Origin of the sequence: Streptomyces sp. NPDC091281 (genome assembly GCF_044757425.1) — a bacterium.
Taxonomy (GTDB): Bacteria; Actinomycetota; Actinomycetes; order Streptomycetales; family Streptomycetaceae; genus Streptomyces.
The window spans coordinates 260,222-273,714 of the sequence record NZ_JBIVUY010000013.1 but is presented as its reverse complement, the minus strand read 5'-3'; the positions used below and the strand labels follow the sequence as shown (position 1 = coordinate 273,714).

General features: G+C 74.8%; 12 protein-coding genes. 7 read left to right on the top strand and 5 right to left on the bottom strand.

The genetic code is table 11. The annotated features are described in order from the left end of the window. The first annotated feature begins 88 nt into the window (after positions 1–88). Positions 89–1,246: an acetyl-CoA C-acetyltransferase gene (locus tag ACIQPQ_RS30095; RefSeq protein ID WP_401309911.1), complete on the top strand. Its 1,158-nt coding sequence runs from the start codon at positions 89–91 to the stop codon at positions 1,244–1,246. 93 nt (positions 1,247–1,339) lie between these two features. On the opposite strand, the gene ACIQPQ_RS30090 is transcribed toward ACIQPQ_RS30095, so the two are convergent. From ACIQPQ_RS30090 to ACIQPQ_RS30075, 4 genes are all read right to left on the bottom strand, one after another. Continuing rightward, complete coding sequence (locus ACIQPQ_RS30090; protein WP_401309908.1) at positions 1,340–2,428, bottom strand: NAD(P)H-dependent flavin oxidoreductase; 1,089 nt, start codon at positions 2,426–2,428, stop codon at positions 1,340–1,342. Continuing rightward, positions 2,428–3,282, bottom strand: coding sequence for a CoA-transferase subunit beta (locus tag ACIQPQ_RS30085; RefSeq protein ID WP_401309905.1), 855 nt, complete (start codon positions 3,280–3,282; stop codon positions 2,428–2,430). Before ACIQPQ_RS30085 ends, ACIQPQ_RS30090 begins: the two co-directional genes overlap by 1 nt. Beyond that, entirely contained in the window at positions 3,279–4,118 is an 840-nt protein-coding gene (locus tag ACIQPQ_RS30080) for a CoA transferase subunit A (RefSeq protein WP_401310013.1), read from the bottom strand. The genes ACIQPQ_RS30085 and ACIQPQ_RS30080 overlap by 4 nt, the downstream gene beginning before the upstream one ends. A 75-nt stretch (positions 4,119–4,193) precedes the next feature. Further along, on the bottom strand, positions 4,194–4,940 hold the full coding sequence (locus ACIQPQ_RS30075) for an enoyl-CoA hydratase family protein (RefSeq protein WP_401309902.1): 747 nt from the start codon (positions 4,938–4,940) through the stop codon (positions 4,194–4,196). A 53-nt stretch (positions 4,941–4,993) separates the two neighbouring features. On the opposite strand from ACIQPQ_RS30075, the gene ACIQPQ_RS30070 reads away from it, so the two are divergent. Both ACIQPQ_RS30070 and ACIQPQ_RS30065 read left to right on the top strand, forming a co-directional pair. Then, on the top strand, positions 4,994–5,782 hold the full coding sequence (locus ACIQPQ_RS30070) for an SDR family oxidoreductase (protein WP_401309899.1): 789 nt from the start codon (positions 4,994–4,996) through the stop codon (positions 5,780–5,782). Continuing rightward, complete coding sequence (locus ACIQPQ_RS30065) at positions 5,779–6,753, top strand: SDR family oxidoreductase (protein WP_401309896.1); 975 nt, start codon at positions 5,779–5,781, stop codon at positions 6,751–6,753. The genes ACIQPQ_RS30070 and ACIQPQ_RS30065 overlap by 4 nt, the downstream gene beginning before the upstream one ends. 207 nt (positions 6,754–6,960) lie before the next feature. Here ACIQPQ_RS30065 and ACIQPQ_RS30060 read toward each other — a convergent pair whose 3' ends face one another. Beyond that, the gene (locus ACIQPQ_RS30060; protein ID WP_401309893.1) at positions 6,961–7,857 is read right to left on the bottom strand and encodes a hypothetical protein; all 897 of its coding nucleotides are present in this window, start codon (positions 7,855–7,857) and stop codon (positions 6,961–6,963) included. A 120-nt stretch (positions 7,858–7,977) separates the two neighbouring features. Here ACIQPQ_RS30060 and ACIQPQ_RS30055 point away from each other — a divergent pair, with 120 nt between their 5' ends. The 4 genes from ACIQPQ_RS30055 (at position 7,978) to ACIQPQ_RS30040 (ending at position 13,426) form a co-directional block, all read left to right on the top strand. Beyond that, positions 7,978–8,334 (top strand): chorismate mutase, encoded by a 357-nt coding sequence (locus ACIQPQ_RS30055; protein WP_401309890.1) that lies wholly within the window; start codon positions 7,978–7,980, stop codon positions 8,332–8,334. Positions 8,335–8,525: 191 nt separating this feature from the next. Further along, a complete protein-coding gene (locus ACIQPQ_RS30050) occupies positions 8,526–9,119 on the top strand; it encodes a two-component system response regulator (RefSeq protein ID WP_401309887.1) in 594 nt (197 codons plus the stop codon). Between the two features lie 254 nt (positions 9,120–9,373). Beyond that, positions 9,374–11,857: an aminopeptidase N gene (gene pepN / locus ACIQPQ_RS30045; protein ID WP_401309885.1), complete on the top strand. Its 2,484-nt coding sequence runs from the start codon at positions 9,374–9,376 to the stop codon at positions 11,855–11,857. 144 nt (positions 11,858–12,001) lie between these two features. Then, complete coding sequence (locus ACIQPQ_RS30040; protein ID WP_401309882.1) at positions 12,002–13,426, top strand: lysine N(6)-hydroxylase/L-ornithine N(5)-oxygenase family protein; 1,425 nt, start codon at positions 12,002–12,004, stop codon at positions 13,424–13,426. The last annotated feature ends 67 nt before the right edge of the window (positions 13,427–13,493 follow it).

The following is a 13,493-nucleotide window of genomic DNA, read 5'->3' as shown; positions in this document are numbered from 1 at the left end:
CGCACCTCCCGTACCTCCCGCACCAGCGCACGTGTCCCACGCGCGCACGCACGTACGTCTCCACGTATCCGACGCACCGGGAGTCGCCATGGCCGAGGCCTACATCGTCGAAGCGGTCCGTACGCCCGTGGGGCGGCGCGGGGGAGGGCTCGCCGGGGTGCATCCCGCCGACCTCGGCGCCCACGTCCTCAAGGAGCTGATGGCGCGCGCGGGCGTCGACCCGGCCGCCGTGGAGGACGTCGTCCTCGGCTGTCTCGACACCGTCGGACCGCAGGCCGGGGACATCGCCCGCACCTGCTGGCTGGCCGCCGGACTCCCCGAGGAGGTGCCCGGCGTGACCGTGGACCGCCAGTGCGGGTCGTCCCAGCAGGCCGTGCACTTCGCGGCGCAGGCCGTGCTGTCCGGCACCCAGGACCTCGTCGTCGCGGGCGGCGTGCAGAACATGTCGCAGATACCGATCGCGTTCGCGACCCGGCAGGCCGCCGCACCCCTCGGCTTCACGGAGGGCCCCTTCGCGGGCAGCGCGGGCTGGCGGGCCCGCTACGGCGACCGGCCGGTCAACCAGTTCGCCGGTGCCGAAATGATCGCCGCCCGCTGGGGCATCTCCCGCACCGACCAGGAGAAGTACGCGCTGCGCTCCCACCGGCGGGCGCTGAACGCGCTCGACCAGGGCCGCTTCCGGCGCGAGATCGTGGCCCTCGGCCCGGTGACCGTCGACGAGGGCCCGCGCCGCGACACCTCCGCCGAACGGATGGCGGCCCTGAAGCCCGTCCTCGACGGCGGCACCGTCACCGCCGCGACCTCCTCCCAGGTCTCCGACGGCGCCGCCGCGCTGCTGCTGGCCTCCGAGGCCGCCGTCCGCACGCACGGGCTGCGGCCCCGCGCCCGCGTCCACCACCTCTCGGCGCGCGGCGAGGACCCCATCCGGATGCTGACCGCGCCGATCCCGGCCACCGCGCACGCCCTGAAGAAGACCGGCCTGACCCTGGACGACATCGACCTCGTGGAGATCAACGAGGCGTTCGCGCCGGTCGTCCTCGCCTGGACCGCCGAGACCGGCGCCGACCCCGCCCGCGTCAACGTCAACGGCGGCGCGATCGCCCTCGGCCACCCCCTCGGCGCCACCGGCGCCCGCCTGATGACCACCCTCCTGCACGAACTCGAACGCACCGGGGGCCGCTACGGCCTCCAGACCATGTGCGAGGGCGGCGGCCAGGCGAACGTGACGATCATCGAACGCCTCTGAGTGGACCCGTGCGGGCGGGGGAGCCGTCGTACGGCGGCTCCGTCAGGCGGAACGTACGGTCAGGCGGGACGGTCGGTCAGGCGGGACGGTCGGTCAGGCAGAAGTCGCTGGATCGTCCGCCGCGCGCGGACCGTCCGCCATGAGCGTGAGCCTGCCCAGGACCTCCTCCGCCTCCGCCATCACCCGCTCCACGAGTTCCGCGCACGACGGCAGATCGTCGATCAGGCCCGTGACCTGGCCCGCCGCCATCACACCGAGGTCGGTACGGCCGTCGACCATCGCCGCGCGCAGCAGCGTCGGGGTGTTCGCGGCGAGCAGGACCTGGCTCCAGGAGAGGTCCTTGCCGTGCCGCAGCGCCCGCCCGTCGCGGAGCATCCCGCGCCAGGTCAGCCCGGTCAGCCGCCGCAGCTCCGCCGCCCTCCGCACCGCCTGCCCCAGCGCGCGCACCCGCCCGGCCCGCTCCAGCGCGTCCACCAGGTCGCTGCGGAGCATGCGGTGCGGCAGCCCGTCCACGGCCCGGGTCACCGTGACGTCCCGGACGGTCGCCGCCAGGTACCGCGCCTTCACCGCGTCCGGCACGGTCGAGTCCGAGGTCAGCAGGAACCGCGTGCCCATGGCGACGCCCGCCGCGCCGTACGCGAGCGCCGCGACGAGCCCCCGCCCGTCGCAGAAGCCGCCCGCCGCCACCACCGGTACGTCCACGGCGTCCACCACCTGCGGCAGCAGCACCGTCGTGGCCACCTCCCCGGTGTGCCCGCCGCCCTCCCCGCCCTGCACCAGCACCGCGTCCGCGCCCCAGGCGACGACCTTCTCCGCGTGCCGCCGGGCTCCCACGGACGGCAGGACGACGACGCCCGCCTCCTTCAGCTCCGTGATCAGCTCCCGCGAGGGCGCCAGCGCGAACGACGCCACCCGCACGCCCTCCTCGACCAGGACGCGCACCCGGTCCCCGGCGTCGGCCGCGTCCGCCCGCAGGTTCACCCCGAACGGCGCCGTCGTCCGCGACCGCACCTCCTTTACGGCGTCCCGGAGTTGGTCGACGGTCATGGTCGCGGAGGCGAGGATGCCGAGCGCACCGGCCCGCGCCGTCGCCGACACCAGGCGTGGCCCCGCCACCCAGCCCATCCCGGTCTGCACAAGGGGGTGCCGCACCCCGACGAGCCGGGTCAGCGCGGTCTCCATCAGCCCGCCACCTCCCGGTTCCGCGCCCCGCCCGGGTCCAGCACCGCGCGGATCAACTCCAGCTCCCGCGCGGTCGGTTCACGGGTGTACGGCACGCCGTCCGGGACGGTGAGCGCGAAGCCGGTCGCCTCCCGGACCCGCCCCACGGTCACGCCCGGATGCAGCGAGGCCAGCCGCATCGAGCCGTCGGGCGTGGCGAAGTCCAGCACCGCCAGGTCGGTCACGACCCGGACCAGCCGGTGCGGCCGGGCACCGTGCGGCCCGTCCGCCCGGTCGTGCCCCACCCCGCACACCATGTCGACCCGCTCGACGAGGACCCGGCGCGAGTGCCTCGGTATCCAGTAACTCACCGGATGGTTCAGGGTGTTGACGGGCGCCCCGCGCACCCCGAGCAACTGCCGTACGGGCCGCCGCCAGTCGCCGACGCAGGCGATGTTCTGGTTGCCGTACCGGTCGAGCTGGCTCGCGCCCATCATCACGTGCCGCCGCCCGCCCGCGGCCAGCGCCAGGTGGTCCCGGTAGGGCAGCCAGCCCTCCACGGTGCCGTCCGCGGCGACGAGACGCGCCTCACCGTCGGTCAGCAGCAGCTCGGGCGCGAAGGTCAGCCGGGCGAGCCGCGCGCCGATCGACGGGACCGTGCCCATGGGGCTCGCCAGGATCTCCCCGGCGCCCCGCCACGCCTCGGCGCAGGCGACGACGCAGTACTCGGCGCGGGAGGGCCGGGAGGTCCGGGAGAGCCGGGGGGTCCGGGAGTCGGCGCCCGCGCGGCCGACACCGGAACCCGTGCCGAGGGCATCGATGCTGCCGCTGCCGTCTGGGCTGGTGCCTGTGCCGCTGTCGCCGGTGCCGGTCACGCCCCGCCCCTCTCCCGGTCGTCCGCCACGGCTGCCCGGTACGCCGCTTCGTCGCCGCCGTCGAGGTAGCGGGCCGCGAACAGGGGCCAGGGCGTGGTCGCGTACCGCTTCTGGAACGCCTCGTCGCGGCCGTAGTCGGGCACGCAGGACGTGAAGTGCGCCCCGTCCGGGGCCTCGATCACCCCGGTCACCGTGTGCCGCCGGACCAGCAGCGACTGCGGCGGCCCCGCCTTCGTCAACTCGGCCGTGTCGACGATCCGTTCGCACGAGAGGTACGCGGTGTCGGCCGCCGCGCAGAACAGGTCGTCGAAATACGGGTCGGGCCCCAGGTACTGCCCGTTGCCCAGCCGGTCGGCCCGGTTGACGTGCACCAGCGCCGCGTCCAGCCGCAGCGCGGGCACGGCGACCAGGGTCTCCTCGTCCTCGTACGGCGAAGTGACCGTCCGCAGGCCGGGGTTGACCCGCATCACGTCGGAGCCGAGACCGGCCCGCACCGGCAGGAACGGCAGCCGCTCGGCCGCCGCGCGCAGCCCGGACAGGAACATCGCCTCGTCCAGCTCGGCCAGGGCGAGGGTGCCGCCCTCGCGGGCCGCGCGGTAGTGCGGTTCGAGGGGCACGGAGTCGAGCGTCACGAACGCGGCGACCAGCCGCCTGATCCGCCCCGCCGCCGCCAGCATCCCGACGTCCGGACCACCGCAGGAGACGACCGTCAGATCGGTGACCGGCGAGCGCAGCAGCGCCCGCACCAGCGCCATCGGCTTGCGGCGCGACCCCCACCCGCCGATCCCGACCTTCATCCCGCTGCGCAGCCGGGACACGGCCTCGTCGGCGGACATCACCTTCCCGCCCCGCTCCGCGGCCACCCCGGCCGCCCCGTCCGCCCCGCGTCCCGTCCGTGCCGTGTCGTCCACTCAGGCCTCCCCGTCCCGTCCGAAGGTGCCGCGCACCCGGTCGGCCACGCCGCTCACCGCCGCCTCGAAGGTGAAGCCCTGCTCGAAGCGGTAGCTGCGGCGCACGTCGACGGGGTCGATGCCGTTGAGGGCGGCCTTGGCCAGCCGCAGCAGCTCACCGTCCTTCGCGGCGATCTCCCGCGCCAACTCCAGCGCGGCCGGGAGCAGTTCGCTCCGCTTCACCACCCGCCACACCGAGCCGTGGGCGCGCAGCTCGGCCGCGGTGACGGTGCGCGCGGTGAAGTACAGGGCGCGCAGCAGGTGCGGGGGGACCAGCCGGGCCAGGTGGGTGGCGGCGCCGAGCGCGCCCCGGTCCAGCTCGGGCAGCCCGAACACCGCGTCCTCGGCGGCCACCACCACGTCCGCGGTGCCCGCCAGCCCGACGCCGCCGCCCAGGCAGAAGCCCTGCACCGCCGCGATGACGGGCACCTCGCACTCGTACACCGCCGCGAACGCCTCGAAGCAGCCGCGGTTGGCGCCGATCAGCGCGCCGGGGCCGCCCGTCTGCAACTCCTTGATGTCCACGCCCGCGTTGAAGCCGCGCCCCTCGGCGGCCAGCACCACACACCGGGTCCGGGGGTCGCGCCCGGCGGCCCGTACGGCGTCGGCCAGCGCGAACCACCCGTCCACCGGAAGGGCGTTCACCGGCGGGAAGGACACCGTGACCGACGCGATCCCCTTTTCCGGGGACGAGGTGGAGACACCCATGGAAGCATCAGCTACCTTTCCACCAAACGTTTGTTAGGCGGAAGGTAGCGCGGATGGAGCTGCACGGGAAGCTCGCCGTCGTCACGGGCGGCACCCGGGGCGTCGGCGCGGGCATCGCGCGGGCCCTCGCCGCGGCCGGTGCCGAGGTCCTGGTCTGCGCCCGCAGACCCCCCGAAGTGCCCCTGCCCGGAACCGAGTTCGTCCCCCTGGACGTGCGGGAAGCGGACGCCGTACGGCGCACCGTGGACGCGCTGCCCCGCCTGGACGTCCTGGTCAACAACGCGGGCGGCGCCCCCCACCGCCCGTTCACCGGCCCCGATCCCGGCCACCACCTGCGGGTGCTCGAACTGAACCTTCTCGCGCCCCTCACGGTGTCACTCGCCGCCCACGCCCACCTCCGCCGCGCCCGGGGCTCGGTGGTGATGATCGGCAGCGTCGGCGGCACCCGCCCCTCGCCCGGCACCGCCGCGTACGGCGCGGCCAAGGCGGGGCTGGAGCACCTGGCCCGCTCCATGGCGGTGGAGTGGGCGCCGGAGGTGCGGGTGAACACCCTGGTCGTCGGCATGGTCCGCACCGAGCGGGCGCACCTCCACTACGGCGACGCCGAGGGCCTCGCCGCGGTCGCCCGCACGGTCCCGCTCGGCCGCCTCGCCGACCCGGCGGACATCGGCGCCGCCACGGTGTTCCTCGCCTCCGACGCCGCGGCCTACGTCAGCGGCGCGAGCCTGCACGTCCACGGCGGCGGCGAACGCCCCGCGTTCCTGACCGCGGCGACCGCGACGGGCACACGGGACAGGGCCGTACCGGAGGGGGAGCGGAAAGGGGAGGGAAGGGACCGGTGAGAGACGACGACGAACGGCTGACCGGAGTCCCCGGCGCGGGCGGGCTCTGCGCGGGCCGGGTCGTGGTGGTGACCGGCGCGGGGCGCGGCCTCGGCCGGGCCCACGCCCTGGCCTTCGCCGCCGAGGGCGCCCGCGTCGTCGTCAACGACCTCGGCGTGACCCTGGACGGCACCCCCGACCGGGGCAGCCCAGATCCTGGCACTCCCGGTCCCGGCAGCCCCGCCGGGCGGGTCGTCGCGGAGATCCGGGCGGCGGGCGGCGAGGCCGTCGCCCACACCGCCGACATCGCGACCGCCGAGGGCGCCGCCTCGCTGATCACGACGGCCCTCGGCACGTACGGCCGCCTCGACACCCTGGTCAACAACGCGGGCTTCCTGCGCGACCGGATGCTCGTCAACCTCGACGAGGACGACTGGGACGCCGTGATCCGGGTCCACCTGCGGGGGCACTTCCTCCCGCTGCGGCAGGCGGCGGCCCACTGGCGGGCGGAGGCGAAGGCGGGGCGCCGACCGGCGGCCAGGGTCGTCAACACCAGCAGCGGGGCGGGCCTGTCGGGCTCGGTGGGCCAGGCGGGCTACAGCGCCGCCAAGGCAGGGGTCGTCGCCCTGACCCTGGTCGCCGCCGCCGAACTCGCCCGCTACGGCGTCCAGGTCAACGCCGTCGCCCCCGCCGCCCGTACCCGGATGACCGAACGCACCTTCGCCACCACCATGGCCGCCCCCGCCACCGGCTTCGACGCGATGGCCCCCGACAACGTCTCCCCCCTGGTCGTCTGGCTCGGCTCCCGCGCCGCCGAGGGCGTCACCGGCCGCGTCTTCGCCACCGAGGCCGGCCGCATCACCGTCATGGAAGGCTGGCGCGAGGGCCCCACAGCCGACAAAGGCGCACGCTGGACCCCCAGGGAGGCGGGGGAGCGGGCCCGCCAACTCCTGGCGGAGGCGACGGAACCGGGGAGGGTGTACGGAACATGACCCACCACTCCGGACCTGGGCCGCCCCTCCCAGAGCCCGGCCGCTCCTTCCAGGACCCGGGCCGCCCCCTCCAGCCCGTCCGGCGTTTGAGGACGAGGCCCGTCCAGGGCCGAAGCGGGGGCCTGGGGGCAGCAGCCCCCAGAACGCCCACCCAAACCAACCCCACCCACCAACCCACCAGCACAGAATCCAACCCCCGCCCGCAGCCTACGTATCGCACTCCCAGATCCCCCCGCACACCCCACACCGCACCCGAACCCGCCCCCGCACCACCACCCGAATCCGCTGCCAACACGCCGGACAGGCGAACGTCACCCGAGACACCCCCCGCCCATCGACCTCGAACGCATAACCCCCCTCACCCCCAGCCCCGCCGGAGGCCGTCCCGCCGGAGGCGGCCCGCGCCCGCGCGTACTTGCGCCGCCCCACCCACCCCGCCCCCACCAGCGGTGGCCGCCGCTCGTCCGACCGCGCCCGCTCGCGCCCCGCGACATACGCGGCGTACGCCTGCGCGCTGGTGAACCAGGCGGACGGGTCCTCGTCGAAGACGCGCGCCCGTTTGGCGAGGACGTATCCGAACTCCTCCGGCGTCAGATAGCCCAGCTTCTGCGAGGAGGCCCCGTCCTCGCGGAAGGCGTCCAGCAGCAGCCAGCCCGCCCCGAGGTAGGTGGTCGCGGTGTCGGTGAGGATCTCGTTGGCGCGGGTGCCGGGGAACGCGAGGTCCATCCGGTGCAGGAAGACGTGCATGATCTCGTGCGCGAGGGCGGCCCCGATGTCCCGCCGATGGGTGCGGAACCGGTCGTTGAGTTCGATGAAGTACTCGGGTCCCGCGGTGAGTTCGACGTTCGCCGCGTGTTCCATGGCGCGGAAGCCGACGATCATGCGGGCGTCGGGGAGCCGGAAGTGCCGGACGAGTTCGCGGGCGATCCGCTGGGCGCCGAGGTGCAGGTCGTCGGTGTCGCCGAAGGCGACGTCGGCCGGGGCGACGCTGGTCGCGAAGAGCCGGACGGTGTCGGGGGAGAGCCGCCGGTACAGCGCGGTGACGGCGTCCCGCACCGTCTCCAGATGCGGATAGCCGTGCTCGACCGGTCCGCCGTTCGCCACGTCCGCACCCCCAAGCCGCCGGGCAGCCCCTTCCACTGTACGAGAACGCGCGCCGGTGGCCCCGGCCGAGATCCGGACAGGCGATCACGGGGCACCGGTCCCGCACTAGGGTGATCCCCCATGACCACCAGCAGCACCGGAACCGGTGACGTCGACCCCGTGGAGCCCGCCGTCCAGGAGCAGCTCGGCCGGCTGCGGGACAGCATCGACAACATCGACGCGGCCGTCGTCCACATGCTGGCCGAGCGGTTCAAGGCGACCCAGCAGGTCGGTCTCCTCAAGGCCCGCCACCAGCTGCCGCCCGCCGACCCGGCGCGCGAGGCCCGCCAGATCGCCCGGCTGCGCGCCCTCGCCGAGAGCGCCAAGCTGGACCCCGCGTTCGCCGAGAAGTTCCTGAACTTCATCATCGCCGAGGTGATCCGCCACCACGAGAGCATCGCCGACGACGCGGGCCGCACCCCCGCCCCGCGCCCCTGACGACCGCCTCACGCCCCTGACCTCCGCCCCGCGCCCCTGATCCGCGCCCTCCGCGCCCCTGATCCCCGCCCCCGGCGCGCTCCGTCCGCCCCCGGACACGCCCCGGCGCACACCCGGCGTCAACCGACGGGCACTCCGCGTCAGGGTTCCGACGTAAGCTGGTGGTCCCATCGCGGGAGGGGTGTGGGGGCATGCCACCGGACGCACGGATTCTCATCGTCGACGATCACCAGGACACGCTGTACGCGCTGGAGAGCGCCCTCGCCCCGCTGGGCTACCGCCTCGCCCGCGCGACCAGCGGCGACGAGGCGCTCAAGCAGGTGATGCGGGGCCGGGTCGGGCTGCTCCTGCTCGACCTGCGCACCCCGGGCACCGACGGCCTGGACGTGGTCCGCTACCTGCGGCGGCTGGAGCAGACCCAGCACATCCCGGTCGTCCTCCTCACCGGATTCGGCCCCGACCACGAGCTGACCTCCGCCGCCTTCGGCCTCGGCGTCGCCGACCTCGTGACCAAGCCCGTCGACCCCTGGGCGCTGCGCACCAAGGTCCGCTACCTCTACGACGCCCACCAGCGCCAGCTCACCCTCGCCGAGGAGGTCCGCGCCTTACGCGCCCGCCTCCGCGACCCCGACAGCCCCGGCGGCGGTCCGGGCGACCCGCGCGACCCACGAGGCCCTCGCCCGCCCCGCCGCACCTCCGACCCACGGGACCTACGGGACGCCCGGGTCCCCGTACAGCGCGACCTCACCGGCCCACCGGCCCCGACCGCCCCGGCGGCCCCCTGAACCCGCCGCAGCGCCGTACCGCCGCACGACCCGTACCGCCGTACGCCCCGTACGACCACCCGCCCCGCACCCCCCCCCGCACCCCCACGCCCCCGTACGCGCCCCCACAGCGCGCACACCCCGGCGCGCGCCCCGCCGACGTACGCCCCTGCCCGTAGGGGAAACCCCATGTCCGCCTCCGCCGCCCCCGGACAAACGGCGCGTACCGGAATCGCCTCTGTGCCCCGCCTGCGGTTTCGGGCAGCATGGCCCGCATGTCCGTACTGACGCGCGACGAAGCGCAGACCCGTGCCCGACTCCTCGACGTCCGCCGCTACACCATCGCGCTGGACCTCACCACCGGCGACGAGACCTTCGAGTCCGAGACCGTCATCCACTTCGCCGCGCGCACGGGCGCGGACACCTTCGTCGAGCTGAAGCCCGCCGAACTGCGCTCCGCCACCCTCGACGGACAGCCCCTCGACCCCGCCGCCCTCGACGGCAACCGGCTGCCCCTCACCGGCCTCACCGAGGGCGAGCACGAACTCCGCGTCACCGCCCGCATGCGCTACTCCCGCACCGGCGAGGGCATGCACCGCTTCACCGACCCCTCCGACGGCGAGACCTACGTCTACACCCAGCTCTTCCTCGACGACGTCCAGCGCGTCTTCGCCGCCTTCGACCAGCCCGACCTCAAGGCCGTCTTCGACGTCACCGTCACCGCCCCCGAGGACTGGACCGTCCTCGCCAACGGCGTCACCGAACACCTCGGCGGCGGCCGCCACCGCGCCGCCACCACCCCGCCCCTGTCCACCTACCTCGTCGCCGTCGCCGCCGGACCCTGGCACTCCGTGCGCACCGAACACCGCGGCCTGCCCTTCGGCATCCACTGCCGGCGCTCCCTCGCCCCCCACCTCGACGCCGACGCCGACGAGATCCTCGACGTCACCCGCGCCTGCTTCGACCGCTACCACGAGAAGTTCGACGAGCCCTACCCCTTCGACTCCTACGACCAGGCGTTCGTCCCCGAGTTCAACGCCGGCGCCATGGAGAACCCCGGACTCGTCACCTTCCGCGACGACTTCGTCTACCGCTCCGCCGTCACCGACACCGAACGCCAGACCCGCGCCATGGTCATCGCCCACGAGATGGCCCACATGTGGTTCGGCGACCTCGTCACCCTCCGCTGGTGGGACGACATCTGGCTGAACGAGTCCTTCGCCGAGTACATGGGCTACCAGACCACCGCCGAGGCCACCCGCTTCACCGCCACCTGGACCGAGTTCGGCGTCGCCCGCAAGGCCTGGGGCTACGACGCCGACCAGCGCCCCTCCACCCACCCCGTCGCCCCCGAGGACGTCCAGGACACCGCCTCCGCCCTCCTCAACTTCGACGGCATCTCCTACGCCAAGGGCGCCTCCGCGCTGCGCCAACTCGTCACCTGGCTCGGCGAGAAGGACTTCCTCGCCGGCATCAACACCCACTTCGCCCGGCACCGGTTCGGCAACGCCAGCCTCGCCGACTTCATCGACTCCCTCGCCGCCGCCACCGAACGCGACGTCCACGCCTGGGCCGACACCTGGCTGCGCACCACCGGCGTCGACACCCTCACCCCCACCGTCACCGCCGACGGCGGCACCTGCGCCCTCACCGTCGACCGCACCGGCAGCCGCCCCCACCGCATCGCCGTCGGCCTCTACGACACCGACCTCACCGACGACCGCGGCGGCCTCGTCCTGCGCGAACGCCTCGACCTCGACGTCCCGCAGACCGCCCCCCACCCCCTCGGCAAGCGCCCCGCGCTGCTCCTCCTCAACGACGGCGACCTCACCTACACCAAGGTCCGCTTCGACCCCGCCTCCGCCGAAGCCGTCGCCGCCCACCTCTCCCGGCTCCCCGACCCCCTCACCCGCGCCGTCGTCTGGAACGCCCTGCGCGACGCCGTCCGCGACGGCGAACTCGCCCCCGGCGCCTACCTGGAGACCGCCCGCACCCACCTCCCGCGCGAGACCGACCTCGCCCTCGTCCAAGGCGTCCTCGCCTTCGCCGCCGCCCAGGTCGCCGACCGCTACGTCACCCCCGACGAGCGCCCCGCCGCGCTCGCCACCCTCGCCTCCCTCTGCCGCGACCTCATCCGCCGCACCGAGGACGGCGACCACCCCGGCCTGCGCCTGCTCGCCGTACGCCACTTCATCGACGTCGCCGCCCACCCCGAGCCCCTGACCGACTGGCTCGCCGACGGCACCGTCCCCGGCGGCCCCGAACTCGACCCCGACCTGCGCTGGCGCGTCCTCGCCCGGCTCGCCGTCCTCGGCGCCACCGACGAGACGGCCATCGCCGCCGAACTCGACCGCGACCCCTCCGCCACCGGCCGCGAAGGCGCCGCCCGCTGCCGCGCCGCCCTCCCCGACCCGGACGCCAAGGCCACCGCCTGGGCCGCCCTCTTCGACGGCGACGACCTCTCCAACTACCTGTTCACCGCCACCGCCCAGGGCTTCTGGCAGCCCGAACAGGCCGACCTCGTGAAGCCGTACGTCGCGCGCTTCTACCAGGACGCCCCCACCGTCGCCGCCCGCCGCGGCCCCGCCATCGCCGACGCCGCCGCCCGCTGGGCGTTCCCCGCCCACGCCGTCGACGCCGACCACCTCGCCCTCGGCGAGAGCCGCCTGCGCGACACCGACCTCACCCCCGCCCTGCGACGCCGGCTCGCCGACCAACTCGACGACCTGCGCCGCGCGTTGCGCGTCCGCGGCGCCTGACCCGCCCGACGGGGGTCCGGCCGCCGCACCGGACCCCCGCCACCGCCCCGCCTCCCCCTTTCGGGTCCAAAACCCCCACAGCCGGGGCGCACCCCCACCCCCGTGGACACACTGGGACTCCTCGCCCCCCGGAGGAGCCCCCGCATGAACACGCCCCACCCCCAGCCGCACCACCCCACCACCCCCGACACCCCCCGCGACCTCGTCGGCATCGGCATCGGCCCCAGCAACCTCTCCCTCGCCGCCCTCGCCCACCCCCGCACCGGCCTCGACGCCGTCTTCTACGAACAGCGCCCCGACTTCCGCTGGCACCCCGGCCTCCTCATCGACGGCGCCCGCGTCCAAGTCCCCTTCCTCGCCGACCTCGTCACCCTCGCCGACCCCACCAGCCCCTGGAGCTTCCTCAGTTACCTCAGAAGCAGGCAGCGCCTCTTCCCCTTCTACTTCGCCGAACGCTTCCACATCCACCGCGCCGAGTACGACGCCTACGGCCGCTGGGTCGCCGAACACCTCCCCGCACTCCGCTTCCGCCACCAGGTCGACGCCGTCCGCTGGAACCCCGAACGCGCCCTCTTCGAAGTCGACTTCACCCAACTCGACGCCGACGGAGAGGCCGAGGCCCTCGGCCGCACCCACACCCGCAACGTCGTCCTCGGCATCGGCACCGAGCCGCACGTCCCCGACCCGCTGCGCCCCCTCACCGACACCCCCGGCGTGCCCGTCCTGCACTCCGACGACTACCTCACCCACCGCGACGCCCTCCTCGCCGCCGGCCACGTCACCGTCGTCGGCTCCGGACAGTCCGGCGCCGAGATCTTCCTCGACCTCCTCCGCCACCGCCCCGAAGGCCGCGAACGCCTCCACTGGATCGGCCGCACCGAGGCCTTCGCCCCCATGGAGTACTCCAAACTCGGCCTCGAACACTTCACCCCCGACTACACCCGCTACTTCCACGCCCTCCCCGAAGCCACCCGCGACCGCCTCGTCGCCGCCCAGTGGCAGCTCCACAAGGGCATCGACGCCGACACCGCCGCCGCCATCCACGACGAGCTGTACCGCCGCTCCCTGCACGGCGGCTGGCCCGACGCCGTCCTCACCCCCGGCGTCCGCGTCCGCACCGCGGGCCGCATCGCCACCACCCGCATCGAACTCCACCTCGAACACGTCCAGCAGCAGACCCGCACCCGCCTCACCACCGACGCCGTCGTCCTCGCCACCGGCCACCGCGAACGCCCCCTCGACCGCATCCTCGCCGGACTCGACCCCTACCTCCGCCGCGACAGCTCCGAACGCCCCCGCGTCGACGACCGCTTCCGCCTCCACCTCGACCCCTCCGTCACCGGCGCCGTCCACGTCCAGAACGCCGAACGCCACACCCACGGCGTCGGCGCCCCCGACCTCGGCCTCACCGCCTGGCGCGCCGCCACCATCCTCAACACCCTCACCGGCGAGGACACCTACCCTCTCCCCGACCGCACCGCCTTCACCACCTTCGGCCTCGAACCCCACCCCCAGGTCCCCCACGCCCGCAGGCCGCCCACCCTCGTCCCCCTCGTCGACACCCACTGACCCGCCGTACGGCACCGCAGCCCCCCGGCACACGGAAGGGGCGGCGGGAGAGACCTCCCACCGCCCC

Bases quoted from the DNA above. Each gene is read 5' to 3' on its own strand.
- ACIQPQ_RS30090 (WP_401309908.1), bottom strand. From the start codon at position 2,428: ATGGAGACCGCGCTGACCCGGCTCGTCGGGGTGCGGCACCCCCTTGTG.
- ACIQPQ_RS30050 (WP_401309887.1), top strand. From the start codon at position 8,526: ATGCCACCGGACGCACGGATTCTCATCGTCGACGATCACCAGGACACG.
- pepN (WP_401309885.1), top strand. From the start codon at position 9,374: ATGTCCGTACTGACGCGCGACGAAGCGCAGACCCGTGCCCGACTCCTC.
- ACIQPQ_RS30055 (WP_401309890.1), top strand. From the start codon at position 7,978: ATGACCACCAGCAGCACCGGAACCGGTGACGTCGACCCCGTGGAGCCC.
- ACIQPQ_RS30070 (WP_401309899.1), top strand. From the start codon at position 4,994: ATGGAGCTGCACGGGAAGCTCGCCGTCGTCACGGGCGGCACCCGGGGC.
- ACIQPQ_RS30040 (WP_401309882.1), top strand. From the start codon at position 12,002: ATGAACACGCCCCACCCCCAGCCGCACCACCCCACCACCCCCGACACC.
- ACIQPQ_RS30095 (WP_401309911.1), top strand. From the start codon at position 89: ATGGCCGAGGCCTACATCGTCGAAGCGGTCCGTACGCCCGTGGGGCGG.
- ACIQPQ_RS30075 (WP_401309902.1), bottom strand. From the start codon at position 4,940: ATGGGTGTCTCCACCTCGTCCCCGGAAAAGGGGATCGCGTCGGTCACG.
- ACIQPQ_RS30080 (WP_401310013.1), bottom strand. From the start codon at position 4,118: ATGTCCGCCGACGAGGCCGTGTCCCGGCTGCGCAGCGGGATGAAGGTC.